The sequence below is a fragment of the Mesorhizobium sp. INR15 genome, assembly GCF_015500075.1.
GTDB lineage: Bacteria > Pseudomonadota > Alphaproteobacteria > Rhizobiales > Rhizobiaceae > Mesorhizobium.
Genome location: NZ_CP045496.1, coordinates 2,214,720 through 2,238,306 on the forward strand (window position 1 = coordinate 2,214,720; position 23,587 = coordinate 2,238,306).

Annotated in this window: 26 protein-coding genes; 11 read left to right on the top strand and 15 right to left on the bottom strand. The window is 62.9% G+C overall.

Features of this window, described 5'->3' with window-relative positions:
• Positions 1-223 precede the first annotated feature (223 nt).
• Positions 224-1,327: an FAD-dependent monooxygenase gene (locus GA829_RS10760; RefSeq protein ID WP_195178476.1), complete on the bottom strand. Its 1,104-nt coding sequence runs from the start codon at positions 1,325-1,327 to the stop codon at positions 224-226.
• A gap of 151 nt (positions 1,328-1,478) precedes the next feature.
• Here GA829_RS10760 and GA829_RS10765 point away from each other — a divergent pair, with 151 nt between their 5' ends.
• The gene (locus GA829_RS10765) at positions 1,479-2,090 is read left to right on the top strand and encodes a TetR/AcrR family transcriptional regulator (RefSeq protein WP_195178477.1); all 612 of its coding nucleotides are present in this window, start codon (positions 1,479-1,481) and stop codon (positions 2,088-2,090) included.
• Here GA829_RS10765 and GA829_RS10770 read toward each other — a convergent pair.
• The 4 genes from GA829_RS10770 to GA829_RS10785 form a co-directional block, all read right to left on the bottom strand.
• Complete coding sequence (locus tag GA829_RS10770; RefSeq protein WP_374940419.1) at positions 2,087-3,202, bottom strand: nickel/cobalt transporter; 1,116 nt, start codon at positions 3,200-3,202, stop codon at positions 2,087-2,089. The genes GA829_RS10765 and GA829_RS10770 overlap by 4 nt on opposite strands.
• Positions 3,203-3,279: 77 nt before the next feature.
• Positions 3,280-3,948: a DUF1007 family protein gene (locus GA829_RS10775; RefSeq protein WP_195178479.1), complete on the bottom strand. Its 669-nt coding sequence runs from the start codon at positions 3,946-3,948 to the stop codon at positions 3,280-3,282.
• A gap of 88 nt (positions 3,949-4,036) precedes the next feature.
• The gene (locus GA829_RS10780; RefSeq protein ID WP_195178480.1) at positions 4,037-4,936 is read right to left on the bottom strand and encodes a LysR family transcriptional regulator; all 900 of its coding nucleotides are present in this window, start codon (positions 4,934-4,936) and stop codon (positions 4,037-4,039) included.
• A 3-nt stretch (positions 4,937-4,939) separates the two neighbouring features.
• Complete coding sequence (locus GA829_RS10785) at positions 4,940-6,136, bottom strand: amidase (RefSeq protein WP_195178481.1); 1,197 nt, start codon at positions 6,134-6,136, stop codon at positions 4,940-4,942.
• 542 nt (positions 6,137-6,678) lie between these two features.
• On the opposite strand from GA829_RS10785, the gene odc2 reads away from it, so the two are divergent.
• A complete protein-coding gene (gene odc2, locus GA829_RS10790; protein WP_195178482.1) occupies positions 6,679-7,812 on the top strand; it encodes an ornithine/lysine decarboxylase in 1,134 nt (377 codons plus the stop codon).
• Between the two features lie 94 nt (positions 7,813-7,906).
• A complete protein-coding gene (locus GA829_RS10795; RefSeq protein WP_195178483.1) occupies positions 7,907-8,509 on the top strand; it encodes a GNAT family N-acetyltransferase in 603 nt (200 codons plus the stop codon).
• Positions 8,510-8,734: 225 nt separating this feature from the next.
• Here the strand turns inward: GA829_RS10795 and GA829_RS10800 are convergent, their stop codons facing one another.
• From GA829_RS10800 to GA829_RS10825, 6 genes are all read right to left on the bottom strand, one after another.
• Positions 8,735-9,019, bottom strand: a complete 285-nt coding sequence (locus GA829_RS10800; RefSeq protein ID WP_195178484.1) for an SCP2 sterol-binding domain-containing protein — start codon at positions 9,017-9,019, stop codon at positions 8,735-8,737.
• 236 nt (positions 9,020-9,255) lie between these two features.
• On the bottom strand, positions 9,256-9,777 hold the full coding sequence (locus tag GA829_RS10805) for a hypothetical protein (protein WP_195178485.1): 522 nt from the start codon (positions 9,775-9,777) through the stop codon (positions 9,256-9,258).
• A gap of 12 nt (positions 9,778-9,789) precedes the next feature.
• The gene (locus GA829_RS10810; protein ID WP_195178486.1) at positions 9,790-10,215 is read right to left on the bottom strand and encodes a hypothetical protein; all 426 of its coding nucleotides are present in this window, start codon (positions 10,213-10,215) and stop codon (positions 9,790-9,792) included.
• Positions 10,216-10,222: 7 nt separating this feature from the next.
• Positions 10,223-10,765, bottom strand: a complete 543-nt coding sequence (locus GA829_RS10815; protein WP_195179598.1) for a rod-binding protein — start codon at positions 10,763-10,765, stop codon at positions 10,223-10,225.
• Between the two features lie 297 nt (positions 10,766-11,062).
• Positions 11,063-12,235, bottom strand: a complete 1,173-nt coding sequence (locus GA829_RS10820) for an NAD(P)/FAD-dependent oxidoreductase (protein ID WP_195178487.1) — start codon at positions 12,233-12,235, stop codon at positions 11,063-11,065.
• The gene (locus GA829_RS10825) at positions 12,232-12,945 is read right to left on the bottom strand and encodes a class I SAM-dependent methyltransferase (protein ID WP_195178488.1); all 714 of its coding nucleotides are present in this window, start codon (positions 12,943-12,945) and stop codon (positions 12,232-12,234) included. Before GA829_RS10825 ends, GA829_RS10820 begins: the two co-directional genes overlap by 4 nt.
• Positions 12,946-13,205: 260 nt before the next feature.
• Between GA829_RS10825 and GA829_RS10830 the strand changes: the two genes are divergently transcribed.
• From GA829_RS10830 to GA829_RS10850, 5 genes are read left to right on the top strand one after another with little or no spacing between them, the layout of a single operon-like run.
• Positions 13,206-14,222, top strand: coding sequence for a type III polyketide synthase (locus GA829_RS10830; RefSeq protein WP_258052250.1), 1,017 nt, complete (start codon positions 13,206-13,208; stop codon positions 14,220-14,222).
• Positions 14,222-15,460: a sulfotransferase family protein gene (locus tag GA829_RS10835; RefSeq protein WP_195178490.1), complete on the top strand. Its 1,239-nt coding sequence runs from the start codon at positions 14,222-14,224 to the stop codon at positions 15,458-15,460. The genes GA829_RS10830 and GA829_RS10835 overlap by 1 nt, the downstream gene beginning before the upstream one ends.
• 9 nt (positions 15,461-15,469) lie before the next feature.
• The gene (locus GA829_RS10840; protein WP_195178491.1) at positions 15,470-16,087 is read left to right on the top strand and encodes a Tgt2/MlaC family protein; all 618 of its coding nucleotides are present in this window, start codon (positions 15,470-15,472) and stop codon (positions 16,085-16,087) included.
• A gap of 16 nt (positions 16,088-16,103) precedes the next feature.
• Entirely contained in the window at positions 16,104-16,805 is a 702-nt protein-coding gene (locus GA829_RS10845; protein WP_195178492.1) for an ABC transporter ATP-binding protein, read from the top strand.
• 57 nt (positions 16,806-16,862) lie between these two features.
• Positions 16,863-17,930, top strand: a complete 1,068-nt coding sequence (locus GA829_RS10850) for an ABC transporter permease (RefSeq protein WP_210337746.1) — start codon at positions 16,863-16,865, stop codon at positions 17,928-17,930.
• A 64-nt stretch (positions 17,931-17,994) separates the two neighbouring features.
• Here GA829_RS10850 and GA829_RS10855 read toward each other — a convergent pair whose 3' ends face one another.
• Genes GA829_RS10855 through flhA form a run of 3 tightly spaced genes read right to left on the bottom strand, consistent with a single transcriptional unit; the run spans position 17,995 to position 21,219 of the window.
• Positions 17,995-18,378 (bottom strand): hypothetical protein, encoded by a 384-nt coding sequence (locus GA829_RS10855; RefSeq protein WP_195178494.1) that lies wholly within the window; start codon positions 18,376-18,378, stop codon positions 17,995-17,997.
• A gap of 4 nt (positions 18,379-18,382) precedes the next feature.
• Positions 18,383-19,135: a flagellar biosynthetic protein FliR gene (gene fliR, locus GA829_RS10860; protein ID WP_195178495.1), complete on the bottom strand. Its 753-nt coding sequence runs from the start codon at positions 19,133-19,135 to the stop codon at positions 18,383-18,385.
• Positions 19,132-21,219, bottom strand: coding sequence for a flagellar biosynthesis protein FlhA (gene flhA / locus GA829_RS10865; protein WP_195178496.1), 2,088 nt, complete (start codon positions 21,217-21,219; stop codon positions 19,132-19,134). The genes fliR and flhA overlap by 4 nt, the downstream gene beginning before the upstream one ends.
• Before the next feature lie 115 nt (positions 21,220-21,334).
• Here flhA and GA829_RS10870 point away from each other — a divergent pair, with 115 nt between their 5' ends.
• Positions 21,335-21,634 carry a putative quinol monooxygenase gene (locus tag GA829_RS10870; RefSeq protein ID WP_195178497.1) on the top strand — a complete coding sequence of 100 codons (300 nt, stop codon included), beginning with the start codon at positions 21,335-21,337 and terminating at the stop codon, positions 21,632-21,634.
• A gap of 10 nt (positions 21,635-21,644) precedes the next feature.
• Here the strand turns inward: GA829_RS10870 and GA829_RS10875 are convergent, their stop codons facing one another.
• A complete protein-coding gene (locus tag GA829_RS10875; RefSeq protein ID WP_195178498.1) occupies positions 21,645-22,124 on the bottom strand; it encodes a MarR family winged helix-turn-helix transcriptional regulator in 480 nt (159 codons plus the stop codon).
• Between the two features lie 62 nt (positions 22,125-22,186).
• Between GA829_RS10875 and GA829_RS10880 the strand changes: the two genes are divergently transcribed.
• Together GA829_RS10880 and GA829_RS10885 are read left to right on the top strand one after the other, a co-directional pair.
• Positions 22,187-22,918, top strand: coding sequence for an NAD-dependent epimerase/dehydratase family protein (locus tag GA829_RS10880; RefSeq protein WP_195178499.1), 732 nt, complete (start codon positions 22,187-22,189; stop codon positions 22,916-22,918).
• 26 nt (positions 22,919-22,944) lie between these two features.
• On the top strand, positions 22,945-23,463 hold the full coding sequence (locus GA829_RS10885; RefSeq protein WP_195178500.1) for a cupin domain-containing protein: 519 nt from the start codon (positions 22,945-22,947) through the stop codon (positions 23,461-23,463).
• The last annotated feature ends 124 nt before the right edge of the window (positions 23,464-23,587 follow it).

Consider the following 23,587-nt stretch of genomic DNA (forward strand, 5'->3'; position numbering starts at 1 on the left):
GGATCGCGTTGACAACCATGCCGCCTGCAGCGGTGCCATAGCCTGTGTCACGCGTACAGCATGGGGCCAACTGAGAATGCCTGGCACCTATCGATCAGCCGTTTCTATAGGTCCAGCGCGGCGCCACATGGCGAAATGTCCCGGAGCGTTTCCGCTCTAAGCCTCTGTTTTTGCGAAACTCCGGACGGAAAACCGCTGCGCACTTTTCCTGGAATTGCTCTAGTCAAATGCAGATGGCGTTTTTGGCGCTTTCACGCAGCCCATCCGCTTTGGGATCGCCATCTTCGAGATAGGCCAACGCCTGGTTCAGCTCGACGTAGTGGCGCAAGCGCGCTTCATAGCGATCGAATGCCGCTGCATGCTGCGTTGGATCTCCTGTCAGTTCCGATGCCAGAACATAGGCGCCGACCATTGCAAGGCTGGTGCCCTGCCCAGAGAAGGGTGATGGACAATAGGCGGCATCGCCGACTAACGCGCACCTTCCTTTTGACCATCGATCCATCCGGACTTGTGCGACGGTGCCGCAGTAAAAATCCGAAGCAGCCTGTGCTGCCTTGATCAGCTCGGGAATTTTCCAGCGGTAATGCGCACAGCGATCCGCAAGCAGCTTTTTCTGCTCGGCGACGTCCATCGCCCGATCTTCATCGCCCGCTATTTCAAAGCCAAATGCGACGCGCAGCTCGAGGTTGTCTCGTGCCGTATAGATCAGGAAACCTCCTTTTCCTTGCCGATGCGCGATCTGCCAGTCTTTTAACGCAAGAGAATTCGGAGCTGTGAAAACCGCCAAGGCTACGCCCAACGAATGGACAAATTTTGGGTCATTGCCAAAGACAAGGTTTCTAACTTCTGATCTCGGTCCGTCCGCGCCAATGACGAGATCGAAGGATCGCGTGGCTCCGCTCTGGAAAGTAACCAGAACCTGATCGGTCCGATCTTCGATGTTCGTTATGGACTCGTCATAGATCACTTCGACATCTGGGCTCAATTTCCCAAAGATGAGCATGGACAGATCGTCTCGAAGGATCTCAATGTCGCCCGAGGCAAATTTTCCGCCGCTGAGCGTCCCTTCTTCGGAGCGCCATGTCTCGACGCCATGGGCATCCACGAGCGAGACCCCTTTCATCGCCGTTCGTTTTGCCCGTGCATCTTCCAGGATTCCCATCCGGGCAAGAACATCGAGGGCCGATCCCCTAACGTCGATTGCCTGACCACCGGGCCGCGGTCCCGGCGCGCGCTCAACGATGGTGACGCGATGCCGCGAGATGCTGAGCCAATACGCGACCGTCGGCCCTGCAATGCTGCAACCGGAAACAAGAATCCTGGCCATCGCCGTCTTCCCTTCACATCAACCGCGAACGGCCTTGCTTACAATAAGGTACTTCAGTATCTTAAATGTAGCGATCTGAAAAGCGCCTTGCCGTTACGGTAAATTGCGAATCCATGTGGTGGGGAAAACCTGTCAAGAAAGGACCGTGACTATGAAATCTCGTCGTCGCGGCCCTCTCCTCGAGAATGCCATTCTGGATGCCGCCTGGGCCGAACTCGCCGTGACCGGCTATGAGGGACTGCGGATGGATGCGGTTGCAGCCCGCGCCGGAACCAGCAAAACAGTTCTGTACCGGCGGTGGCCGAGCCGGGTAGAGCTAGTGCTTGCCTCTTTGCGGAAGAACTCCGCCGCCCCGGCCGGAGCACCAGACAAAGGCAACCTTCGAGACGATGTCGTCGCCATTTTGACATGGCTGTCCGATCGCTATCAGAGCTTTCCGGATATCATGCGAGGCATCATGGTGGAGTTGCCGGATGTAGAAGGCAACGTCACTCAATCCTCGGTACATTTCATGACAATAGCCATGGACCGTGCCATGGTGCGAGGTGAGATTGGTCCTGCCATGCCATCGCCGAGGGTATGTCGTGTCGCAATGGATCTTACGCGCTACGAGATGTTTGTCACTCGCAAGCCGTTGCAAGCAGAAGCCATAACGGAGCTCGTCGATCTAATTTTCATGCCGCTTGTTTCGAGTTGGTCGAAGGACGCTTTGGACAGCCTGGATGTGGAGTTTCAGGTTCGAAACACCAAGAAGCCAGACTAAGCCGCCAGGCTCGCCGACAGGAGCAGCAGTCCGAACAGGAACACGAAGGCAGCGCCGCCGATCTCGACGATCGTGTGGATGCGGTTGCCCATGCGGCCGTCACCGGCGAAATACACTGCCCAGTTCTTGGCGGTCACCGCGAGCGTCGCCAGCGCCGAGACGGTGATCGCCGTGCCGATCGACATCGCCAGAACCGACAGCAGGCCGCCGAGCCAGAGCCCATTGAGCAACGCGAAGCTCAACACGATCAGCGCGCCGGAGCAGGGGCGGATGCCGACAGCCGCCACCGCCGTCCACGCCGTGCGCCAGTCGAAGCGATCACCGGAGAGCAGCGCCGGGTCAGGCGCATGCGAATGCCCACAGGTGTCGCAGACCTCGCCCGCCGCATGATCGTGATGATGCTGGTCGTGTGCACCGTGACCATGCGCGCCATGGTCGTGATGGTCATGCGCGGCGTGATCGTGCGCATGGTCATGATGGTCGTGCGCGTCATGGGCGTGAAGCGCGTGGGAATGGGCATGCGCCGCGTGCGAATGACCCGCGTGCGAATGGCCTGCATGGGAGTGGCCGGCGTGGGCCGCCGAAAGGCTGTAGGCGGGGCCTCTGCCAAACAGGCGCAGGACGGAAGGGCCAAGCTTGCGCCACAAAAGCCAAGCGCCGAACAGCGTGACGAAGACATAGCTCAGGATTTCCATGAACCACGCGGCGTCGGTCATCGAAATGGTGGTGCCGCGCAGCACGAAATAGGCGAGCAGCATGACCGCGATCGCGGTCAGTCCCTGCAGCAGTGCCGAGACGAAGGACAAAAGGATGCCGCGCCGCAGTGCCACTTCGTTGGCCACCATGTAGGACGAGATCACCGCCTTGCCGTGGCCGGGGCCGGCGGCGTGGAAAATGCCGTAGGCGAACGACAGGCCGATGAGCACCCAAAGCTTGCTGCCGTCGTCACGCATCGCCTTCATCGCCGTTGCCAGCTCGCGATAGAATTCCTGCTGCCGCAGGTTGATCCACATCAGGATGTGGGCGAACGGACCGGTGGTCGGCGCCATGCCGTCATTCACGCCGATGCCGAGCGAACTCTGGGCATGGGCGGAATTGGCGAAATGCATCATGACAAAGGTGATGGCCAACAGGCCGAATGCCAGACGCAGGGACGGCCTGGAGCGGCTTCCGATCAGATTCACCGGGTTCATCCTTCTGGCTGGCAGTTCAGTTCAAGCTTGGTGGCGAAGATCTTGCTCATGTCGGTGCCTGTCGGATCGTTGAAGAAAGCGTCCGTCAGGGTCTTCTGGTTTTCCTTGATCGCTTCGTCCGGGTCCGGACGAACGACCTTGCTGGTGCAGTTCGAGGGCAGGCCCTCGACCTTCAGATTGGCGTCCTCGGTGAAGTCGATCGCAGTGTAGAAGGTCGGGTCGTAGACGCCGATATCGATCTTGCCGACGAGCTTGATCGGCACCTTCGGTTCGGACTCGAACAGGATGATGAGCTGGTCATTGTCGAAATTGGCCATCAGATGCGGCGGCGGCACCATGGTCACGTCCTTGCCGTCGACGGTGACCAGCTGAAAGTAATTGTACTCGGCCAGCGAGGCATGAACGGTGTCGGCGACATCCTTCAGCTCCTTGTCGTCAAGCTTCAGGTCGGAGTTCTTGTCGAACTCCATCATCACCGTACTGGAAAACAGGTCGTCGAAGCGCCAGAGATGGCGCAGCGCTTTCACACTTTGGTGATCCGGGCTGAGGATGACGTCGAGGCGCGCCTCGGCGAAGACGTGTGGATGCACTTGCGCCGGTCCCACGGCGGCCAGTGTCGCCGCCAGGGCCGAAACCAGCATGATCGCCCTTCGTTTCAGGTGCATTCTCGGTCGCTGTTCCATCGGCCTCGGAGAGGTTTCGAACGTGACCAGAAACGGGGCGAAATTGGGACCGTGCGGCGGCTGCATCGCGTCAAGCAGCGTCAAGCGTCTTGAACCACTGCACCAGGAAGTCGACGAAAACGCGAACCTTGGCCGGCAGGTAGCGGCGGTGCGGATAGACGGTGAAAATGCCGCCGCCCGACAGGATGCGGTCATCGAGCGCCGTCACCAGCCGTCCGCTGGCAATATCGGGGGCGGCGATGAAATCCGGCAGGATCGAAAATCCAAGCCCGGCCACGGCAGCTGCCCTGGCCGCCATCGGGCTGTTGACCTCGATAGGGCCGGAGACGGAAACACTCACCATGTCGCCATTGTCGCCCTTGAATTGCCAGTTGTTCAGCCCCTTTCCGTTGGTGTCGACAATGCAGGGGATGCGGCCAAGGTCTTGCGGGCGCAGCGGCATGCCGTGCTTGGCGATGAGTTCGGGAGAGGCGCACAGCTTTATAGAAAATGGCGCCAGGCGCCTGGCGATCAGCGACGAATTCTCCAGCCGCGAAATGCGCACGGCAAGGTCGAAGCCTTCCTCGACCAGGTCGACGAAGCGGTCGTCGAGATGGATGTCGAGCACGATGTCGGGATACTGCTTGGCGAAGTCGATCAGCGACTGGCCGATCGGCGCATCGGCGAAGGTGCGCGGCGCCGACAGCTTGATCCTTCCGCGCACGTCGCCTGAGGATTCGCGCACCGCGTCGGCAAGGCTGTCGACCTCGCGCACGATTTCGGAGGCACGGCGGTAATAGGTGTGGCCGGCTTCGGTCATCGAGAACTGGCGAGTGGTCCGGTTGAGGAGCAGCGCGCCGAGCTCGTCTTCCAGCTCGCGCACATATTTGGACAGCAGCGCCTTGGAGCGGCCGATCTTGCGCGCCGCCGCCGAAAAGCCTTCGGCCTCGACGACGTCGATGAAGGCGCGCATCCGGGTCAGTGTGTCCATGAATCAGGCCTTTCGTGCCGCATCGAGAAGTTTTCGGCCGAGCCGTATCAGGGCAATGTCGCTGCCGGAAGGGCCAAGCAGCGAAAGGCCGAAAGGCGCGCCGGCGACCGAGCCGATCGGCAGCGTGATCTGCGGGAAACCGGAAAGGCCGGCCAGGCACAGGAGATGCAGCGCCCGCTCGCGGTAGGCCTGGAGCTGCTCGGGCGTGCTGTTCACATAGGGCGCGGGGCCAGGAACGGTTGGCAGGATGAGAAACCCGTTCTTGCCGAGCAGGGCGCTCAGCTCACCGCGAAAGGTCAGCCGCCGCACCTTCTCGGTTTGCGCCGTCCTGTCATCAACGGCACGGCCAAAACCGAATCGCTCTTCAACGCCGGGGCCGAGTTGGCGCTCGCCACTGGTGATCCAGGTGCCGTGCGTTGCCCAGGCTTCCCTGGCCTGCAGCCGGCGGAAGCACCAGTAGAGTTCATCGGGAGATGAGGTGAAGCGCATCGTCGGCGTCGCCGGCGCGCCGAGAACCGCTCCAGCCAGCGCCTTCATCCCGGCATATTCGGCAAGTGCCGGGCGGGCGACCATCTCGTCCAGCCAGTCCAGCGCCAGCGGGCGGTCCAACGGGTGCTGATGCGGGTCGCGGCCAAGCAGCAGCTTGCCGACCGTTTCGTAGGTCTCGATGTCGTCGGCGAACCAGCCGAACGTGTCGAAGCTCGGCGCCAGCTTCATGGCGCCGTCAAGCGGGATGCGGCCATGCGTGGTGCGCAGGCCGATCAGCCCGCAAAAGCTCGCCGGCGCGCGGATCGAGCCGCCGGTGTCGGAGCCGGTGGCGATCTGTGCGAGCCTGCCCGCCACCGCAGCGGCCGATCCGGACGATGAGCCGCCGGTGACGCGATCCGGCGCGGCGGGGTTTACCGGGAACGGAAAATGCGCGTTCTGGCCAAACAGCGAGAAGGCAAGCTCGTCGGTCTGGGTCTTGCCGACGAAGCGCGCGCCGGCGTCGAGTACCATCTGCACGGCAGGTGCCGAGCGCGACGCGGCAGGGTTTTCGGCGAACTTCGCGGGATTGCCGCAGCCGGTGCGATATCCCGCGACATCGTAGATGTCCTTGACCGCCAGCCGCAGGCCTGCCAACGGCCCGAGTTCGGCATTGGCCACCGGCATCTGGCGGAGGTCGAGAAATGCGTTGAAGGGGCCGTGTGTGCCTGTCATCGTTCGATATCCGGATACGATTGCCGCAGCATTGTTCGATGCCAGGAATTTTACAACCTGAGATACGATTTTTATTGATTGTGACGGCAACCAGCCATATATCGCGCTTGCCCAAAGTCGCACGTGCCTGTGGGTGTCCGCCGATCCTCGAATGGTGAGGGAAATCGGTAAGGTAACTGGAGCTAACCCCTCCAGTCGGTTTAGCGGCCAACCGCCAGACCGAGGACACCTTGAAGCAACGACGGTGCGGGCCTTTCTGGTTCTCTGCCGGTTGTCCAAAGACCGGGGTTACTGAAGAGGCACACCATCATTGCCGGCAGTGCGGAACGGGGTTCTCCCAATCCAAGCCAAGGCAGACAAAGCGAACCGAAGCCGGGCAAGGCTGAGGTTCATCGCCGCGAGACGGCGTTTCATGGTTCCGGGGTCTCCACCGGCTGGTTCCATGGATTGCCGTCCCGCCTTTGTTTGACCGCGTGTTCGCGAGGCCGATAGCCCGCGTCCGCACCCTTGTGCGCGCCGAAAGGCGTGTTGGAGAAACCACGATGGCTACCCAGCGCATCCTTGACTTCCTCGCCACCCGACGTCCGGCCGGCCCCTGCCTCGTCGTCGACCTCGATGTCGTTCGCGACAATTTCCGTGCCTTCGAGAAGGCACTGCCCGATTCCAAGATCTACTACGCGGTGAAAGCAAACCCGGCGCCGGAAATCCTGCGCCTTCTTGCTGCGATGGGCTCGTCCTTCGACACCGCTTCCGTTGCCGAAGTCGAGATGGCGATGGACGCCGGTGCGCCGGCGGACCGCATCTCCTTCGGCAACACCATCAAGAAGGAGCGCGATATCGCGCGCGCCTATCAGCTGGGCATTCGCCTTTTCGCTGTGGATTGCGTCGAAGAGGTCGAGAAGATCGCCCGCGTCGCTCCTGGTGCTCGCGTGTTCTGCCGCGTTTTGACCGATGGTGAAGGCGCCGAGTGGCCGCTGTCGCGCAAGTTCGGCTGCGTGCCTGCAATGGCCGTCGACGTGCTGCGCCAGGCCAAGGCGCTTGGCCTCGACGCCTATGGCGTGTCGTTCCATGTCGGCTCTCAGCAGACGGACCTGACCGCCTGGGACCGTGCGCTGGCCGATGCCAAGAAGGTGTTCTCGACGCTGGCTGACGAAGGCATCGTCCTGAAGATGGTCAATATGGGCGGCGGTTTCCCGACGCGCTACCTGCGTGACGTGCCGGCGGCCCAGGCCTATGGCCAGGCGATCTTTTCTGCGCTGCGCAAGCATTTCGGCAATGCCATTCCCGAAACCATCATCGAGCCGGGCCGTGGCATGGTCGGCAATGCCGGCGTCATCAAGTCGGAAGTCGTGCTGATCTCGAAGAAGGCCGAAAACGACAATGTGCGCTGGGTGTTCCTCGACATCGGCAAGTTCGGCGGTCTGGCCGAGACGATGGACGAGGCGATCCGCTATCCGATCGTCACCGCGCATGACGGCAGCGAGACCGCGCCCTGCGTGCTCGCCGGGCCGACCTGCGATTCGGCCGACGTGATGTACGAGAAGACGCCGTACCCGCTGCCCTTGTCGCTGACGATCGGCGACGAGGTGCTGATCGAAGGCACTGGCGCCTACACGACCACCTACTCGGCGGTCGCGTTCAACGGCTTCGAGCCTCTCCGATCCTACGTGATCTGAAGGCTCTCGCCTTCAGATCATCCGGTGCCGGCGATCCAATCGCCGGCTTCGGCTCGCCTGTGGAACAGATCTCCGCTCGCCAGGGATTGCGGACATGAACAGTGCAGATTTTACGCTTTCGACCCCCTCTTCCGCTTTCGGCGGTATCTCCCCCTCGACAGGGGCGATTGCCATTGTTTGCGAAACCACAGCCGATGTCGCGGCGCGCGAGGCTTTGCTCGACCAGGCCATGGGGCCGAAGCGCCGCAAGAAGTCATCCGAGAAGCTGCGGCGCGGCCGCCGGCCCTCGGAGGGCTTGGCTTTTGTCGCGCGTGACGCGTCGGGCGCTGTGACCGGCACCGTGCGGCTTTGGGATGTGCGGCTGGGCGAGGGTGGCCCGGCGGCCTTGCTGCTCGGCCCGCTCGCGGTCGACCCGGCGCTGAAGGGCGCCGGCATCGGCTCGGCATTGATGCAGCACGCCGTCGCGGAAGCGGCGCGTCTTGGCCATGCCGTGATTATGCTGGTCGGCGATGCGCCTTACTACGAGCGCTTCGGCTTTTCCGCTGAGAAGACCGGATCGCTGGCCATGCCCGGTCCTTACGAGCGGCACCGCCTGCTGGCGCTGGAACTGCTGGACGGCGCGCTCGATGGCGCCAAAGGCACGCTGAAGGCAGCCGGCCGCAAACTGAAGGCGCAGGAACTGACATCAGCGGCTTGAGACATCGGAACTGTCCTGAAATAAAAACGCCGCCCGGACGGGCGGAGTTTTCTTTCGTTTCTTGTCTTGTCATCCGGCCCTTCGCAGGCTCCCAGCCCTTCGGGCGTTCAGTCCCTCAAAAAGGTCCACCGGACCTTTTTGTCCGCCCGAGGGCGGACTGGGCCTCACCGTTCGAAGCTCAAAAAGCCAAGCAATTGGCTTTTTGTCCGCTGCGCGGATTGCTTCTCACCCTAGCAGCTGGCTGAGCGACATGGCGACCGTCATGTCGCCCTCGACCTTTATCTTGCCGGTCATGAAAGCCATGGTCGGGTTGAGATCGCCCGAGATCAGCGAATCCAGATCATCGAGCGAGAGCTTGATAGTGCAATCGGCCGGCGCATCGGTGGTCGAGATGCTTGCGCCGTCGATGACGATGACGCCATCGCTGCCGGTATCGAACTTCACCGAACGGTCGAACCCGGCACTTGCCACGCGCGTGCTGATCTTGTCGGCAATCTCCTGAACGCTCATGGCGGTTCTCCTTGTCTGGTTGCTTCTGTCGCGCAATGGCGTTTCGACCTGGCCGAAATCGCGGTGCCCGCATGTTTGGCGATTATGATCGCTTGCGCATATAGCTTTGGGTTGACGTTTACGTCAACGCGATTCCCTGGACCAGGGAGGATTTATCGATGCGGGGGCGGGTCCAGTCACAGTTCAATCGCCTCGCGCCAATCAAATCCGGCGTGCAATGCGCGCTGAAGGCCTTGTCAGTGCGCGGCGGCCGGCTTGGCCGTGTCGGGCGCTGGCGCCGTGGCCCCCTGCCGGCGGCGCAGCCAATTGTCGCGGATCTCATCCTTGGCCAGGAAATTGACCTGATCGATCAGCACTTCATGCACCAGAGTGATGCCGACACGGGTGTTGATTGTATCGCGGATGGCGGCGCGGAAGGCGTCGAGGTCGATCGTGTCCTTCTTGGTGAAATCGATCTGCGGATGGGCATAGAGGTAGGAATAGACCTCGTCGGTGATCAGGGCGTCCGCCGGGATCGACAGTTTCTTGATCTGCTCGGGCTCGACCGTGTAGACGAGCTTGGTCAGGAAATAGCCGTCGATCTTGGCGTCATGGATCAGCGGCACCGAGATGACGTCGGTCTTGACGTAGTCGAGGCCGCCCAGCATCGGCTTCGGCGTCTCGCCGACACCGCGCTGGCCTGTTGCCTGGAACGAATAGAACACCGCGCCGAGCGTGGCGGCGCAGACCCAGATCGCGATGGCGATGACTTTGAACATCTGGCCCCGAGCTTAACCCTTGGCCCAGCCGAATTCGCCGGCCGAGTAGGTGCCGTCGGCCTCCGCGCGCTGGATGGCGCTCTTCAGCAGATTGGCGACTTCGTTGACGGCGCTCAGATGGGCGACGATCGCGGCCTCGTTCCTGGCCAGCTTCTGGCGCAGCCGTGTCAGGCCCTCGCGGTGCTGTTCCAGGAATTCCGCTTCGCTGCCGCCCTTCATGGCGCGGTTCAGCTCATAGAGATAGCGGCTCTTGCGGGCGTTCGACGCCTTGAGGTCGTAGCTTGTGTCGCTGCGGATGCCGGCCGTCTCTTCCTCGACCACCTCCTCGATGCGGCCGATGATGGCGGCGAGGTTTCCTGGGCGCGCGAACGGAATCGGCGCTTCCGCCGTAACAGTGCGTGCCGGCAGATTGGAGTTGAATTCCGAATAATCAGCCATGAGAATCCTAGATCTTGATGTCTGTCTTGATGGTCATATCGTCGCCGGTCATCGATTTCGCGGCCTTGCGCTGCAATTCATGCACCAGCGAGGTGGAGAGCCGGGTCTGCTGGTCGATCTCGGTCTTTTCCGGTCCGCCCGAGACCGGGCCGATCGGCACCACCTGCTTGCCCTTGCGATAGTGGTCGGCCAGCATGGACTTGGCGATGCCGATGCCGCCGCGATCGGCCATGACATCGGCCATGCGCTCGGCAAGCTGCGATTTCCACATGTCGCCGGCCAAGCCCTTGCCGTAGACGCCCTCGGTGTCCTTGGGCAGCATGTTCTGGATGAACGTCTGCAGCACCATGGCCTCGAATTTCTTGAATTTCTTGGAGGGGTCGGCTGTCACCGCCGCGGCGTCGGCCGTGGCGCGCGACAGGATCGAGCCGGCATTGACGGCGTCCGCCGTGTCGATCGAGAACGTGCCGGCAGCGCCACCGGCGCGCTTGGTTAGCGCGGCCCTGGCCGCCTCGATGTCAGCCGGCTCAACAGCGCGGGCAACATCCATCACGATGTCACTGGGTGGAGAAATAGCCAAGAAAGTCCGCCTTTTGCCGGTTTTCCGTGGCTAGACCATGCCTTAGCAAGCTTGTGGCAGGCTTACGCGAGAGAGAGGAGGCGGTTGTTGGATCCGCGCCATGGCTGAGGCCAGCCGCCAGTTCGAGCACCAACATCGGTACGACATCCCGAAGCAAAACCCCGTCAGGCCGGCCACCATTCAGCTCGTAACCTGGGTGATCGCGACGGGGACGAGCGTTCATCTAGCGTCAGCCCTTGGCAGGTCAGCGAGCAGCGCTACTTGACGTCAAAAGCCCGGAACAGGCTGGGTCTTTCCGCTCAATCGAGCGCCAAGCGTTAGAGCCGCCGGGAAAGTCTTGATCACGGTTCGCATAACCATCTGACTGCCGGGCCTGAGAGCTATTCGCGCAATCAAGGCCGCGGCACGCAGACGAGTCGAGAATTGCCGGCGCCACTCGCGTTCGTAGCGATGTCCGGCGTCGTCGCGGCCCTCATGACCTTTGCCCGATGCGACCAGTTCCCGCGCCAGCAGCCAGCCGGATTGCAGCGCCATCGAAATCCCTTCGGCAATGACGGGATGCGACTCGCCCGCGATGTTGCCGACGCGGAAGATGCCCTGTTCATAGCCGGCCCGAATGCCGGGATGAATAGGCCCGGCAGCGAGCCATGGGCCATCCAGTTCGGCACCATCAAGCACATTTGCCACGCCTCGGCACGAGACCACGACGTGGCGCGATAGGGCATCCGCTGCCGCGATGTTTCCAAAGCGCTGGCGCAGCCCGGACAGAACATCGCGGCGGATACAGCAGGACATCGAAACCCGGCCACGGTCCGCCGTTACCATCCCACCATAGCCGCCCGGGAACACCAGCAGCGGCATCAGGTCGGGCGCCAGCGCGGCGCCGGTAAAATGCGCCTTGAAACCGAAAAGGTCGGAAGGTTGGCTTATTCTCTGAATCTGGCTTGGCAGTTTCCCGGGTTCCCAGGATCCATGCGCGGCAATGATGACAGGCGCGCTGAGCGTTTTTTGCTGCTGGTCCGCCTCGACGGTCACGAATTGCAGATCATCGCGCCGATCAATGGCGACAGCCTTGCAGGGCTGGAGGATTTCGACACCCGCGTTTTCGGCGGCCTGCAGCAGGATGGTATCCAGACGATCGCGGCCGAGCGCGCGGCCAAGACCCGTCCTGGCGATCGGCATGCGCGCCTGCGCCGAGACATCGCCCGAGAAGAACCCGACGCGACGTATTTCGGGACCGGCTTCCGCGCGCCAGATATCGCCGACGCCCAGCCGGTCGAGCAAGCCAAGGCTGGTGCCGGACATGAATTCGCCGCAGACCTTCCGGCGTGGAAACACCATTTTCTCCACCATTGCGACCGACCAGCCATGCTGGGCCAGCGCAATGGCGACGGAACTGCCGGCAGGACCACCACCGATGACGATCGCGTCGTGCGTCATCTGGTGCCGGGCATGCTGGCGCCGACAAAAGCTTGGGTGAACAGACCCTTGCGGCCCTCCACCACGGGCGTTCCACCGCACTGTTGCCATATCCGGGAAAGTTCGGTGCCGCGAAAACCGGCGCGGACACTTTGCGCCGCGTCGTTCAGCGTTACCGCGCAGGCGCCGATCAATGGCAGCACCCGTGTCGCGACAAGTGGCACCCTGGCCCTCAACGGCTCCGCCGCGACAAGCATCGGCGCCATCGTCATGATCCGAGTAAACAGCTCCAGCAGGCGCGTGTCGTCGAAGTGATGCAGGATGAGGTTGGCGCAGACAAGATCGAAGGGCCCGTGCAGCGCTTCGTTCGCCACATCGAACATGTCAGCGATTACGGGTCGCGCCCGCCAGCCGATCTTGGCGAAAGCGTTGCGCACGTCCTGGCCGATCAGGTCGATCCTATCGACCATGACGATCTCGACGCTGGGCCAACGCTTGGCCATCAGCCGCGCCACTTTCAGCATGAACTTTCCGTCACCAGCGCCGATTTCGAGGATGCGCCGCGGCGGCGTCCGCACATTCGCCCGCAACAGCGATGCCATGATCCTGGCCTGGAACATCAATGTATTGATGAGAACGAGATCACGACGCGACGCGATCGCCGAGGGATCGTCGGCCGGGAGGCCGTCGAGGAGCTCTGGCTCCAGATGCCGGTAATTTATGTCGGTCATGCGATGAATCGGAGATGGCACAAATCTGGATGGCGAAGCCGAAGGTCCATCACTTTCATACATCAGCAGAGGCTGATATCACAGTTTGCGATGAGAAATATCGGTGCCGTGCAATAAAACACTTTATGCCGGCGTTTGCATTACGAAACGTTTCCCAATTCCTAGACCTCGTATGAGACCCGATTGGGCTCGTTTTCGGAGTAATCTTGTCCCCACAGGCATACTTGAACCGGGTTGCGACGTGTGTCCCCGAACACGACGTGCATCAGTTCTACCTCCGCTATGGAGCTTTGCTGCTTGAAGACGATGCCCAGCGTTCGACGGTGTTCGAGCGAATGGTCGCTCTGGCTGGGATCGAACATCGCTATTCCTGTTTTGCGCCCGCCGACGATCCGCGTGGCGGGGCGATCGACCGCGGCGGCACCTCGGTCAGGGGCTCGTTCGCCAGCACCGCGATCCGTATGGAGATGTACGAAGCCGCCGCGCCGGCGCTCGCGCAAAAGGCCGTCGACAAGCTTCTGGCTGACGACGACCGCTCTGCGATCACGCATTTGATCGTGACCAGCTGCACCGGCTTTTCGGCGCCTGGCATCGACCTCGAGCTGGTGCAGCGATGCGGCCTGGCGACGTCGGTCGAGCGTACCATCGTCGGCTTCATGGGATGCTATGCCGCCATCAACGCCTTGAAGCTGTCACGCCACATGGTGCGCTCCGACCCCAAGGCCCGCGTGCTGATCGTCAACATCGAATTGTGCACGCTGCATTTCAGGGAAGCCGCCGAGCTTGAGAAGCTGATCTCGTTCTGCCTGTGGGGCGACGGTTGCGCGGCCTCGCTGGTAACAGCCGAACCGAACGGCATTCTGCTCGAAAGCTTCCACGCCATCGTGGCAGTGGAGCGCAAGGAGCTGATGAGCTGGCACATCCGCGATGACGGCTTTGACATGGTGCTGTCCGGCCAGGTTCCCGGCGCGGTGCGTGAGACGCTGCGCAACAACCATGCGGCCATCCTCGGCGGCAGGCCGGCCAGGGAGATCGATTTGTGGGCGGTGCATCCTGGCGGCCGCTCCGTGCTTGACGCGGTTGAGCGGGCACTCAAGCTGGAGCCGGTAGCGCTCGCCGCATCGCGCGAAGTGCTCCGGAAATATGGTAACATGTCGTCGGCAACCGTGATGTTCGTGATGGCCGAGATGCTGAAGGAGCCGTCGGGCTTGCTGGGCTGCGGCATGGCGTTCGGACCCGGATTGACTACCGAGACCATGATGTTCCGGACTGCCTGATGAAGGCGATGCGCGAAAACATCGCATTGCCGCGTCTCCGACAACGCATCCGAGCTTTCGCGGCCTCTTGGCTAGTGCCCTATTTGCCGTATCCGCACTTTATGTGCGTGGCACCTCTTGATCCCGTACTGCGAATCCTGTGGCGCGCGGAAGGCCAGATCCCTCCCGCTTACTGGCCGCGCCTGTTTCTGCTGCTCCTGCTTTCGGCGGTCACCACGGTCGCCTCCATGCCGGAGCGCGTGATCCTTTGGGCATGGTTGCGGCTGCGGCCTCCCCGGATGGAGCATGACAACGCGCCCGTGTTCGTCCTCGGCTATTTCCGGTCCGGTACGACGTTTTTGCAGAACCTGCTGGCAGCCGATCCGAGCCTGAAATCGCCGACTTGGCCGCAGGTCCTTGCCCCTCAAGGATTCGTCGCTGGGTGGGTTCTCCTGCGCTACCTCTTCGTACCCTTGCTACCGTTGACGCGCCTCAACGCGGTCGTGCCGGTGGGCGGCAAGCTGCCAGCGGAGGACGACTTCGCGTTGAACAATCTGGGCGGGATGTCCATCCTCGCCGGGCGCGCCATACTCCCTCGCAGGCAAGCCTTCTTCAATCGCTTTCACGATCTCGACGCGCTTTCGGCGGACGAGTTCAGCCGCTGGCGCACCCATCAATTCGCTTTCGTCCAGAAACTTACGCTGATAGCGGGGGGGCGGCGGCTGCTGCTCAAGTCGCCGAGCCACACGGCGCGCGTCCGCTACCTTTTGGAACTGTTTCCGGGCGCCAAGTTTGTCCACATCTCCCGTTCGCCGGAAGTGGTGTTCAGGTCCAACATCCTTCTGGTGCGCGAATTGCAACGTGCATTCGCCCTGCAGTCGCCACTGCCCGAGGAGGAGCAGGAGGAGATCATCACTCGCGAGTATCTCGCGACAGAGATGCACTATCTGGCGGATAGAGCCCGGATTCCCGCCGCCGACCTGGCGGAAGTACGGCTGCAGGACCTCAGTGCCGATCCCATGGGCGAGATGAAGCGGATTTACCGCGAGCTGGGTCTGCCATTTTCCCAGGCCTGCGAGGAGCGGATACCCCGGGTCGCCGCGACGTTCGGCAAACGGGTGCGAAACCGCCATCCCGACCTGACGGAAGCGCAGAAAGCGCGTGTGGCCCGCCTCGAACCGCTGGCCGCCGCTTTTGGCCATGCGCCTGCGCCGGCTCCCGGGACGCTCGATATTGACAGCCAACCGCGCATTGGATGACATGGGATCATGACAGCAGGCCCATGGTCGCACGCACGCTGGGCAGCTTTGGCCCGGCTTCTACTTGTCTCTCTGCTGCTCGCGACCTGTGCTCCATCGTTTTCGGCGGCCGCCGATGAGCAGAATGGCGCCGTTGAGCTGGTTGAGACCGTGCGCCAGGCGGCGATTGTGCTTGGGCACGGCGGACCCGCCGAGGCGGCGCAGCTCCGCTCGATCTCCGCGGCGTTCGACGGAAAAGGAATCGCCCAAGCCGTACTCGGGACGCATTGGCGCAGCGCCAGTGCGGACGACCGCGCCGCGGTGGTCGATGCGCTGCTTTATGCCATCGCGCACAGGCTGGCCGACAAGCTGGAGCGGACGCAGGACAGGAATTTCGCCGTGCTCGGCACAAAAGCCCTGGCCAACGGCGACATCCTGGTGCGCAGCGAATTCCGCCGGGCGCTCCATCGCCCAACGTCGGTTGACTGGCGTGTGCGCCACTGCCGCGGACAATTGTGCATCGGCGATGTCTTTGTCGACGGCGGCTCGGTGACCGTGCAGCAGCGCGACCGTATTGCCCAGCTGCTCGCCGGCAATGGCGGCTCGATCCCGGCCCTTGTGGCCGATCTCAGGAAAGGCCGGGTATGATCCCTCGCCGGTGCTCATGTCCGTCCTCGTCGAATTGAGCAATGTCGGTCGCGACTTTGACGGCGGCCGCATCGTCGCCGTTGAAGACGTCTCGCTGTCGATCGAAAATGACGAGACCGTCGCCATTGTCGGCCGCAGCGGCAGCGGCAAGTCCACGATCCTGAACCTTATCTGCGGGCTCGACCGGCCGACGCGCGGCGAAGTCCGGTTCGAAGGACGGGCCGTCAACGGCAGGGCTGCATGGGCAGCCGTCCGGGCCAGCAGGATCGGCATCGTTTTCCAGAACTTCTTCTTGCTCCAATCCCTGTCGGCGCGCGAGAACATCGAGGTGGCTTTGTTGGGAAACCTCGGCGGCGCGCGGCAGCGTCGCGACCGCGCGCTGGAACTTCTTGCCCGTTTCGGTCTTGCCGAGCGCGCTACGCTGCGGCCGGCAGAGCTTTCGGGCGGCGAACGCCAGCGGCTGGCAATCGCGCGGGCGCTTGCCAACCGTCCAAAACTTCTCGTCGCCGACGAACCGACAGGCAGCCTCGACGTGCAGACGAGCCAATCGGTGATGAGCATCATCGGCAATGTGCACCGCGAGTTCGGTACGGCAGTGATCGTGGTGACGCATGACGAGGACGTGGCCGCATTGTGCGGCCGGCGGGTCGAAATCTCCGACGGCCGCATCCGTTCGGACAGCCGAATGGCGGCGACGCCTGTGTCGCGGATCGGCTGACCCATGACCGAGCTGACCCTTCCCTTGCGCGGTCTCCTTGCACGGCCACTTCGCACCTTGCTGACGGTTCTCGGCATCGCCTTGGCGGTCGCGGGGTTTGTGTCACTTACCGGGCTGACCGCCGGTGTCCAACACTCGTTTGCGTCGGGGATCGATGAGAACGGCGCGGATGTTGTAGTCAGCCAGCGCAGCGCCTTCAACCTGGTGAGCAGCACCGTGCCAACGTCGCTCGGCCCGGCGCTGTCCGCGGTGCCGAACGTCGAGGCCGTTTCGGGCGTTCTCCTCAACATCACCACCGCTGACGACGCCGCGAATATTGTCATGGCCGGCTGGCCGAGCGGCAGCTTCCTGTGGAAGGACATGCCGCTCGTAGCGGGGCGAGTGCCGGCGCCGGGGGACCAATGGCCCGTGATCCTTGGTCAGTCGATCGCCAGCGCGTTGGACAAGCGGGTCGGCGATACTGTCGAGCTGCAGTTCCAGCCCTACACGATTGTCGGCATCGCCTCGTTCTCGTCCGTGCTGAACCAGAACAGCGCGATCGTTCCGCTCGAAGGCTTGCAGCAACTCCTGTCGCGGCAGGACGTGTTTACCTTGTTCGAGGTGAAGCTGAAGCGCCCGCTCGACAAGAACGATATCGCTGTTGCCCGAAACCGGCTCATCGCAGCCGCACCGGGGTTCGAGGTGGGCGACACCGAGCAGTTTGCCAGCAGCATCCGCATCTTCGATCTGCTTCAGGCGATTGCTCAGACAATTTCACTGGTCGTTATGGCGATGGCCTCTGTCGCCGTTGCCAATACACTTCTGATGGCCGTGAACGAACGGACATTCGAGATCGGAGTTCTCGCAGCGCTTGGCTGGTCACCCCCGCGGATTCTTCGGCTCATTCTGATCGAAGGCGTCATCATGAGCGCAGCTGGCGGGATTATCGGGATCATTCTCGGCGCCATTGCCATGGAAATGGCGGCGAAGACAAAGTTCGCGGCGGGGCTGATCGTGCCTTACCTGTCTGGCTGGTCGATAGCGCAGGCACTGATCTTCGTCTTCATCGCTGGGCCCCTCGGTGCGTTCTACCCGGCTTGGCGCGCCACGCGCCTTCTCCCCGCTGACGCGCTCCGCAGGATCTGACGCTGGCGGGTCGGATATGTGTTGACCGGTTCTGCCCAAGGCCACAATCAGAACACGCGCCCCGCTACCCGTCACTCCGCTTCTGCGCGATCAGGTCTAGGCGTTCGCGGTCGGAGCGTTCGCGTTCGTCGCGGTTGCGCACGTCCTTGTAGGCGCGCTCGACCATGTTGGTGCGGGCGGTGGCGGCGGCGATCAGGCCGGCTTCCTTCCGGGCGCTCTCAAGCCCAGCCTCCTGGCGCACGACGGCGCTGGCGATGCGGCGGTGATAGAGATCTGGAAAAATGCCGGAGAGGGAGTCCGTCTGGTCGAAATGCGCGACCAGTTCCCTGGCCTCGGTCTCGGCGGTGGCGGCTGCGGCGAGGAAGGTGGCGTGGCGGGTCTCGTGCAGCGCCTTCATCTGCTCCTGCACCTTGACCAGTTTCTTCAGGCGGTCCTTGCGCGTGCTCATCGCTTCACCGTGCCAGCGTGAGGTTGACGAAGCCGTTGGCGAACAGCGACAGCATGGTGCCGATGGCGAAATAGAAGATGATCATCCCGCCGGCGATGACGAAGGGCAGCGAGATGAAATAGACCGGGACCTGTGGGGTCAGCTTGTTGACGAAGCCGATCGTCAGATTGATGAGGATGGCATAGGCGACAAACGGGCTGCCGAGGCGGATGACCAGGAAGAAGGCATCCGAAATCGTGTCGGTGACATCGACCAGTGCCGCCTGCGGGTTGAAGAAGATGTTGACCGGCGCAACCGTGTAGGACGCCACCAGCGCGCGCACGATCTCATGGTCGAAATCGAAGACGAAGAGCAGCATCAGCGCCGAAAACGAGATGAGGGCGGCAAGTGCCGCCTGCGGTTCGGGCTCCTCGATCGCCGGGCCGCCGGAGCCGCCATAGCCGATCAGCATGGCGATGGACGAGCCCATGAAGCGCAAGGCTTCCATGTAGAGCCTGGTCATGGCGCCGATCAGCCCGCCGACCAGAAGTTCCGAGATGATCATCGGCACGAGGATCTGCGGGCGCGGATCGACAAAGGGAAAGATGCGGTCCCAGAGGAAGGTGAGCAGGCCGCCGGTGGCGGCGACCGCGACGAACAGCCTGACCTGGATCGGCACGCGGGCGCTGGACAGGCCCGGCATCAGCATGAAGCAAGCGCCGATGCGGCAGAAGGCGAGGAACGCCGCGATGACGACGCCTTGCGAGAGCGCGGTCACGATATGGTCCCGAGCACCCTGATCTCAACGCCCTTGGCGATTTCGACATGGCTGAGCACCGGCAGCGTGGTGAACAGGCGCTCGATGATCATGCGCACATAGGGACGGGCATCGGGCGCGGTGACGAGGACGAAACGCTCACCGGCCTCGAGATATTGCTTGATTGCCTTGGTGGCGTCCTGGCCGAATTCTTCCAGCTGGCGCGGGTCGATGTCGAACTCGCGCACCTCGCCCTTGGCGTCGCGCTTGAGGCTCTGATGGAAGGCCAGGTCCCAGCGGTTGCCGAGGCGCAGCACCTTCAGCACGCCGCCTTCCGACAGGTCGCCGCAGATCTGCTGCGCCATGCGGATGCGCACATGCTCGACGATCTGCTCGGTGCGGCGAACATGCGGGGCGATCTCGGCGATGGCCTCGATGATCAGGTGGAGGTTGCGGATCGAGACGCGCTCGGCAAGCAGCAGCTTCAGCACCGCCTGCAGGCCCGGATAAGAGATGTGCGTGGTGCAGACCTCATCGGCCAGCTTGCGGTATTCCTGGTCCTGCCGCTCGAGCAGCGCCTTCATGTCCTTGTAGGACAGAAGCTGCGGCAGGTTGTTGCGGATGACTTCGGAGAGGTGGGTGAGCAGCACCGACATGTTGTCGGCGAAGGTGTAGTTCTCGCGCTTCAGATCCTCGGCGAAGGTCTCGATCACGGAGTAGGCGCGCATGCCGAAGGCCGGCTCGCGGATCTCCTCGCCGGGCACTTCCGGTATGTTGCGGTTACCGAGCAGCACCATGATTTCGCCGACGCGCATCTGGTATTCGGCGACGACGGTGCCGTGCACCTTGATCTGGTAGCTTTTCGGCGGAATGGCGAAGTCGTCGGCGACGCGCACTTCCGGCACGACGAAGCCGTATTGCGTGGCGAACTTCTTGCGCATCTTGGACATGCGGAAGACCAGTTCCTGGTGCGACACCAGCAGCCGGGTGGAAAGCTGCTTGCCGATCAGAAGCTCGATCTCGGCGGTGGCGAGCGACGCCTTGACCGAGTTCTTTTCCTCCTCGGCCTTGGTTGCCTTCTCCTGGCTCTTGACCGCCTCCGCCTCGGCGATGGCGCGGTTGGCGCGCATCGGGATGACGTAGCCGAGACCGGCCATGCCGGCGGCCAGCGCGAAGAACGGAAACACCGGCAGGCCGGGCATCAGGCCGAGCAGCACCAGCAGCGACGCCGCCACATAGAGCGCGCGCGGATGCGCGCCCAGCTGGCCGAACACCGCCTGGTTGGTGGAACCACGGGTGCCGCCCTTGGAAACGAGCAGGCCGGCGGCAAGCGAGACGATCAGCGCCGGGATCTGGGTGACGAGACCGTCGCCGACCGACAGCTTGATGAACACGTCGGCGGCTTCGCCCATGCCCATGCCGTGCCTGATGTAGCCGATGGCGATGCCGCCGACGATGTTGATGGCGGTGATGATGAGGCCGGCGATGGCGTCGCCGCGCACGAATTTCGAAGCACCGTCCATCGAGCCGAAGAAGGAGGATTCCTCCTCCAGTTCGCGGCGGCGCAGCTGCGCCGTCTTGTCGTCGATCATGCCGGCGGACAGGTCGGCGTCGATCGACATCTGCTTGCCGGGGATGGCATCGAGAGTGAAGCGCGCGCCGACTTCGGCGATACGCGTCGCGCCCTTGGTGATGACGATGAAGTTCACCACGATCAGGATCATGAACACGATAAGGCCGATGACGAAATCGCTGGCCATCACCAGCTTTGAGAAGCCGGCGATGACATAGCCGGCGGCATGCGTGCCCTCGTTGCCATGCGACAGGATCATGCGCGTGGTGGCGATGTTGAGCGACAGCCGCAGCATGGTCGCGATCAGCAGCACGGTCGGGAAGGACGAGAAATCCAGCGGCCGCTGGATCCACAGCGCCACCATCAGGATCAGAACCGAAAGCGCGATCGAGAAGGCGAGGCCGATATCGATGAGAAATGCCGGGATCGGCAGGAACAGCACGGCCAGGATGGTGACGATGCCGATGGCGAAGAAGACGTCGCGGCCATTCTTGGCCGCTGAGCCTGTCGCTATGCTTTCGCTGATCGCCATATCGTCCTCAAGTCACAGACCTGCCCGCGTGGCAGCCCTGTGAGCCTAGACGGTCAAGCTTGCGCGAGGGTGGGAGACTGGCTAACCAGATGGTGTCTTGCAAAGGGAAAAGCGCATGCTGGTGATCATCGGCACTATCCGTCTGCCGCCCGATAAGCTCGCGGAAGCAAGGCCGGCCATGGAGCGCATGGTTTCAGGCAGCCGCGCCGAACTCGGCTGCCTCGAATATTCCTATGCGCGGGATGTCTTCGATGCCGGGCTCATCCGGGTCACGGAAGTGTGGAGCGACAGGGCATCGCTCGACGCGCATTTCGCCTCGCCGCACCTGGCGGACTGGCGCGCGAGCTGGCCGGCACTTGGCATCGGCGAGCGCAGTCTCGTGCTTTATGAAGCGGGCGAAGCCAAGCCCACCTGAGGGCAGCGGTTCAAGCTTTGGCGGCGGCGCCCGTCGCAACGCTGACCAGCCAGCGCCGGACATTCTGCTCCGCCTCGGCGGATAGGCCTTCCGTCAGTTCGTTCTCGATCGCATGCACGCGCTCGCGGCAGGTTTTCAAGAGTGCCTTGCCGCTGTCACTGAGATCGAGATGCTGGATACGGCCATGGATCGCGTGCGGTTTGCGCACCAGCGAACCGGCGCGCTCGAGATTGGCGACGATGACGCTGACCGTCTGCGGGGTGAGCACGGCCAGCCGGGCAAGGTCGGCGTTGGAAAGCCCGGGATAGGCGGCCAGCATGGTCAGCGTCACGAATTGCGGCTGCGTCACATCGAGACTGGCTAGCGCCCGTTCCACCTTGAGCCGATGCGCGCCCGCCGCCTGCCGCAGCAGGTAGCCGAGATAGCCCTCTTCGCCGCGCTTGCCCTCGCCAGGAGCCGGGATAGGCGGATGCGGATTGGGCTTGCGCATAATGTAAGAGCTCTTATATGTTGTTCGTGCACTGATACTATAACGATATGGAAGCAATGACGATGGGCTATCGAATCTTTCTTGCCGGCGCTTCGGGCGCCATCGGCCAGCGGCTGATCCCCCTGCTGCTCGGCGCGGGTCATCATGTCACCGGAACCACGCGCCAGGCGAGAAAGGCCGAGGCACTGCGGTCGCTCGGCGTCGGGCCCGTGATTGTCGATGTCTTCGACGCCGGCGCATTGTCGCGTGCGGTCGTCGCGGCGAAGCCGGACATCCTGATCCACCAGCTGACCGATCTGCCGGCCGGTCTTGATCCGGCCAGAATGGGCGAGGCGGTAGCCCGCAATGCCCGCATTCGCGACGAGGGGACGCGCAATCTCGTCGCCGCGGCAAGGGCGGCCGGCGCCCGCCGCCTGATCGCGCAGAGCATTGCCTGGGCCTATGCGCCGGGCCCCGAGCCGCACGCTGAAACCGATCCCCTCGACGGTAAGGCCGAGGGCAATCGGGGCATCAGCGTCGGCGGCGTGATCGCGCTTGAAAACCAGGTGCTTGGCTCGCCACCCCTGACCGGCATCGTGCTGCGCTATGGCCAGCTTTATGGCCCTGGTACGGGTGTTGAGGCGGCCTCCGGCTCGGCGCCGGTGCATGTCGACGCGGCCGCCCATGCCGCCTTGCTTGCTATCGAGAAGGGCGAAGCGGGTGCCTTCAACGTGGCCGAACCCAACAGCTACGCCGCAACGGAAAAAGCTGTCGCCGGGCTTGGCTGGCGCGCGGACTTTCGCCTGCCGTCCTGAACGAACCAATTGCTGGAGATATTGTCATGAGAGCGATCGGGAATCCTTTCGGTTCGCGGGCCGTGTTGCCGTTGACACTGCTGGGCGCGGCGCTGGCCGCGTTCGCGACGATGGTGGTTCAAACCCATCAAGGAATCGCGATGACCGCCGACGGTGATGTCGGCGTGCATATGCATATGGCAATGGCCGATGCCGGGAGTGGCGCCCAGGCGCGGCCGAAGACGGTCGTCACGCCGATTTCATGCGAGCGGCTACCCAACGTTCCGGGAAAATCGATCACCACCGCAATCGTCGCGTTTCCGCCGAATGCCTATACGTCAAGGCATCGTCACCCCGGTTCGGTGAGCGCTTTCGTGCTGAAGGGCACGCTGCGCTCGCAACTGGAGGGCGGTCCGGTCGGCACCTTTGCCAAGGGGCAGACCTGGTTCGAGCCACCCGGCGTGATCCATCTGTTCGCCGAAAATGCCAGTGCCACGGAGCCAGCGGAACTGCTGGCCACCTTCATCGCCGACGACGATTGCGGCGCGCTGACAATTCCGGACTGACAGGCGCGCCTTGGGCATGTGCCAAAATGGCGCCTCCGGGGGGCGGCATTGTGGTTGCCATGCGCAGGCGTCGGGCGTATCAGGCACGGCAGGCCTTCCATCGTCCTTGATATCGGCGAGCCGC

Bases quoted from the DNA above. Each gene is read 5' to 3' on its own strand.
- GA829_RS10760 (WP_195178476.1), bottom strand. From the start codon at position 1,327: ATGGCCAGGATTCTTGTTTCCGGTTGCAGCATTGCAGGGCCGACGGTC.
- GA829_RS10765 (WP_195178477.1), top strand. From the start codon at position 1,479: ATGAAATCTCGTCGTCGCGGCCCTCTCCTCGAGAATGCCATTCTGGAT.
- GA829_RS10770 (WP_374940419.1), bottom strand. From the start codon at position 3,202: ATGATGCATTTCGCCAATTCCGCCCATGCCCAGAGTTCGCTCGGCATC.
- GA829_RS10775 (WP_195178479.1), bottom strand. From the start codon at position 3,948: ATGCACCTGAAACGAAGGGCGATCATGCTGGTTTCGGCCCTGGCGGCG.
- GA829_RS10780 (WP_195178480.1), bottom strand. From the start codon at position 4,936: ATGGACACACTGACCCGGATGCGCGCCTTCATCGACGTCGTCGAGGCC.
- GA829_RS10785 (WP_195178481.1), bottom strand. From the start codon at position 6,136: ATGACAGGCACACACGGCCCCTTCAACGCATTTCTCGACCTCCGCCAG.
- odc2 (WP_195178482.1), top strand. From the start codon at position 6,679: ATGGCTACCCAGCGCATCCTTGACTTCCTCGCCACCCGACGTCCGGCC.
- GA829_RS10795 (WP_195178483.1), top strand. From the start codon at position 7,907: ATGAACAGTGCAGATTTTACGCTTTCGACCCCCTCTTCCGCTTTCGGC.
- GA829_RS10800 (WP_195178484.1), bottom strand. From the start codon at position 9,019: ATGAGCGTTCAGGAGATTGCCGACAAGATCAGCACGCGCGTGGCAAGT.
- GA829_RS10805 (WP_195178485.1), bottom strand. From the start codon at position 9,777: ATGTTCAAAGTCATCGCCATCGCGATCTGGGTCTGCGCCGCCACGCTC.
- GA829_RS10810 (WP_195178486.1), bottom strand. From the start codon at position 10,215: ATGGCTGATTATTCGGAATTCAACTCCAATCTGCCGGCACGCACTGTT.
- GA829_RS10815 (WP_195179598.1), bottom strand. From the start codon at position 10,765: ATGGATGTTGCCCGCGCTGTTGAGCCGGCTGACATCGAGGCGGCCAGG.
- GA829_RS10820 (WP_195178487.1), bottom strand. From the start codon at position 12,235: ATGACGCACGACGCGATCGTCATCGGTGGTGGTCCTGCCGGCAGTTCC.
- GA829_RS10825 (WP_195178488.1), bottom strand. From the start codon at position 12,945: ATGACCGACATAAATTACCGGCATCTGGAGCCAGAGCTCCTCGACGGC.
- GA829_RS10835 (WP_195178490.1), top strand. From the start codon at position 14,222: ATGAAGGCGATGCGCGAAAACATCGCATTGCCGCGTCTCCGACAACGC.
- GA829_RS10840 (WP_195178491.1), top strand. From the start codon at position 15,470: ATGACAGCAGGCCCATGGTCGCACGCACGCTGGGCAGCTTTGGCCCGG.
- GA829_RS10845 (WP_195178492.1), top strand. From the start codon at position 16,104: ATGTCCGTCCTCGTCGAATTGAGCAATGTCGGTCGCGACTTTGACGGC.
- GA829_RS10855 (WP_195178494.1), bottom strand. From the start codon at position 18,378: ATGAGCACGCGCAAGGACCGCCTGAAGAAACTGGTCAAGGTGCAGGAG.
- flhA (WP_195178496.1), bottom strand. From the start codon at position 21,219: ATGGCGATCAGCGAAAGCATAGCGACAGGCTCAGCGGCCAAGAATGGC.
- GA829_RS10870 (WP_195178497.1), top strand. From the start codon at position 21,335: ATGCTGGTGATCATCGGCACTATCCGTCTGCCGCCCGATAAGCTCGCG.
- GA829_RS10875 (WP_195178498.1), bottom strand. From the start codon at position 22,124: ATGCGCAAGCCCAATCCGCATCCGCCTATCCCGGCTCCTGGCGAGGGC.
- GA829_RS10880 (WP_195178499.1), top strand. From the start codon at position 22,187: ATGGGCTATCGAATCTTTCTTGCCGGCGCTTCGGGCGCCATCGGCCAG.
- GA829_RS10885 (WP_195178500.1), top strand. From the start codon at position 22,945: ATGAGAGCGATCGGGAATCCTTTCGGTTCGCGGGCCGTGTTGCCGTTG.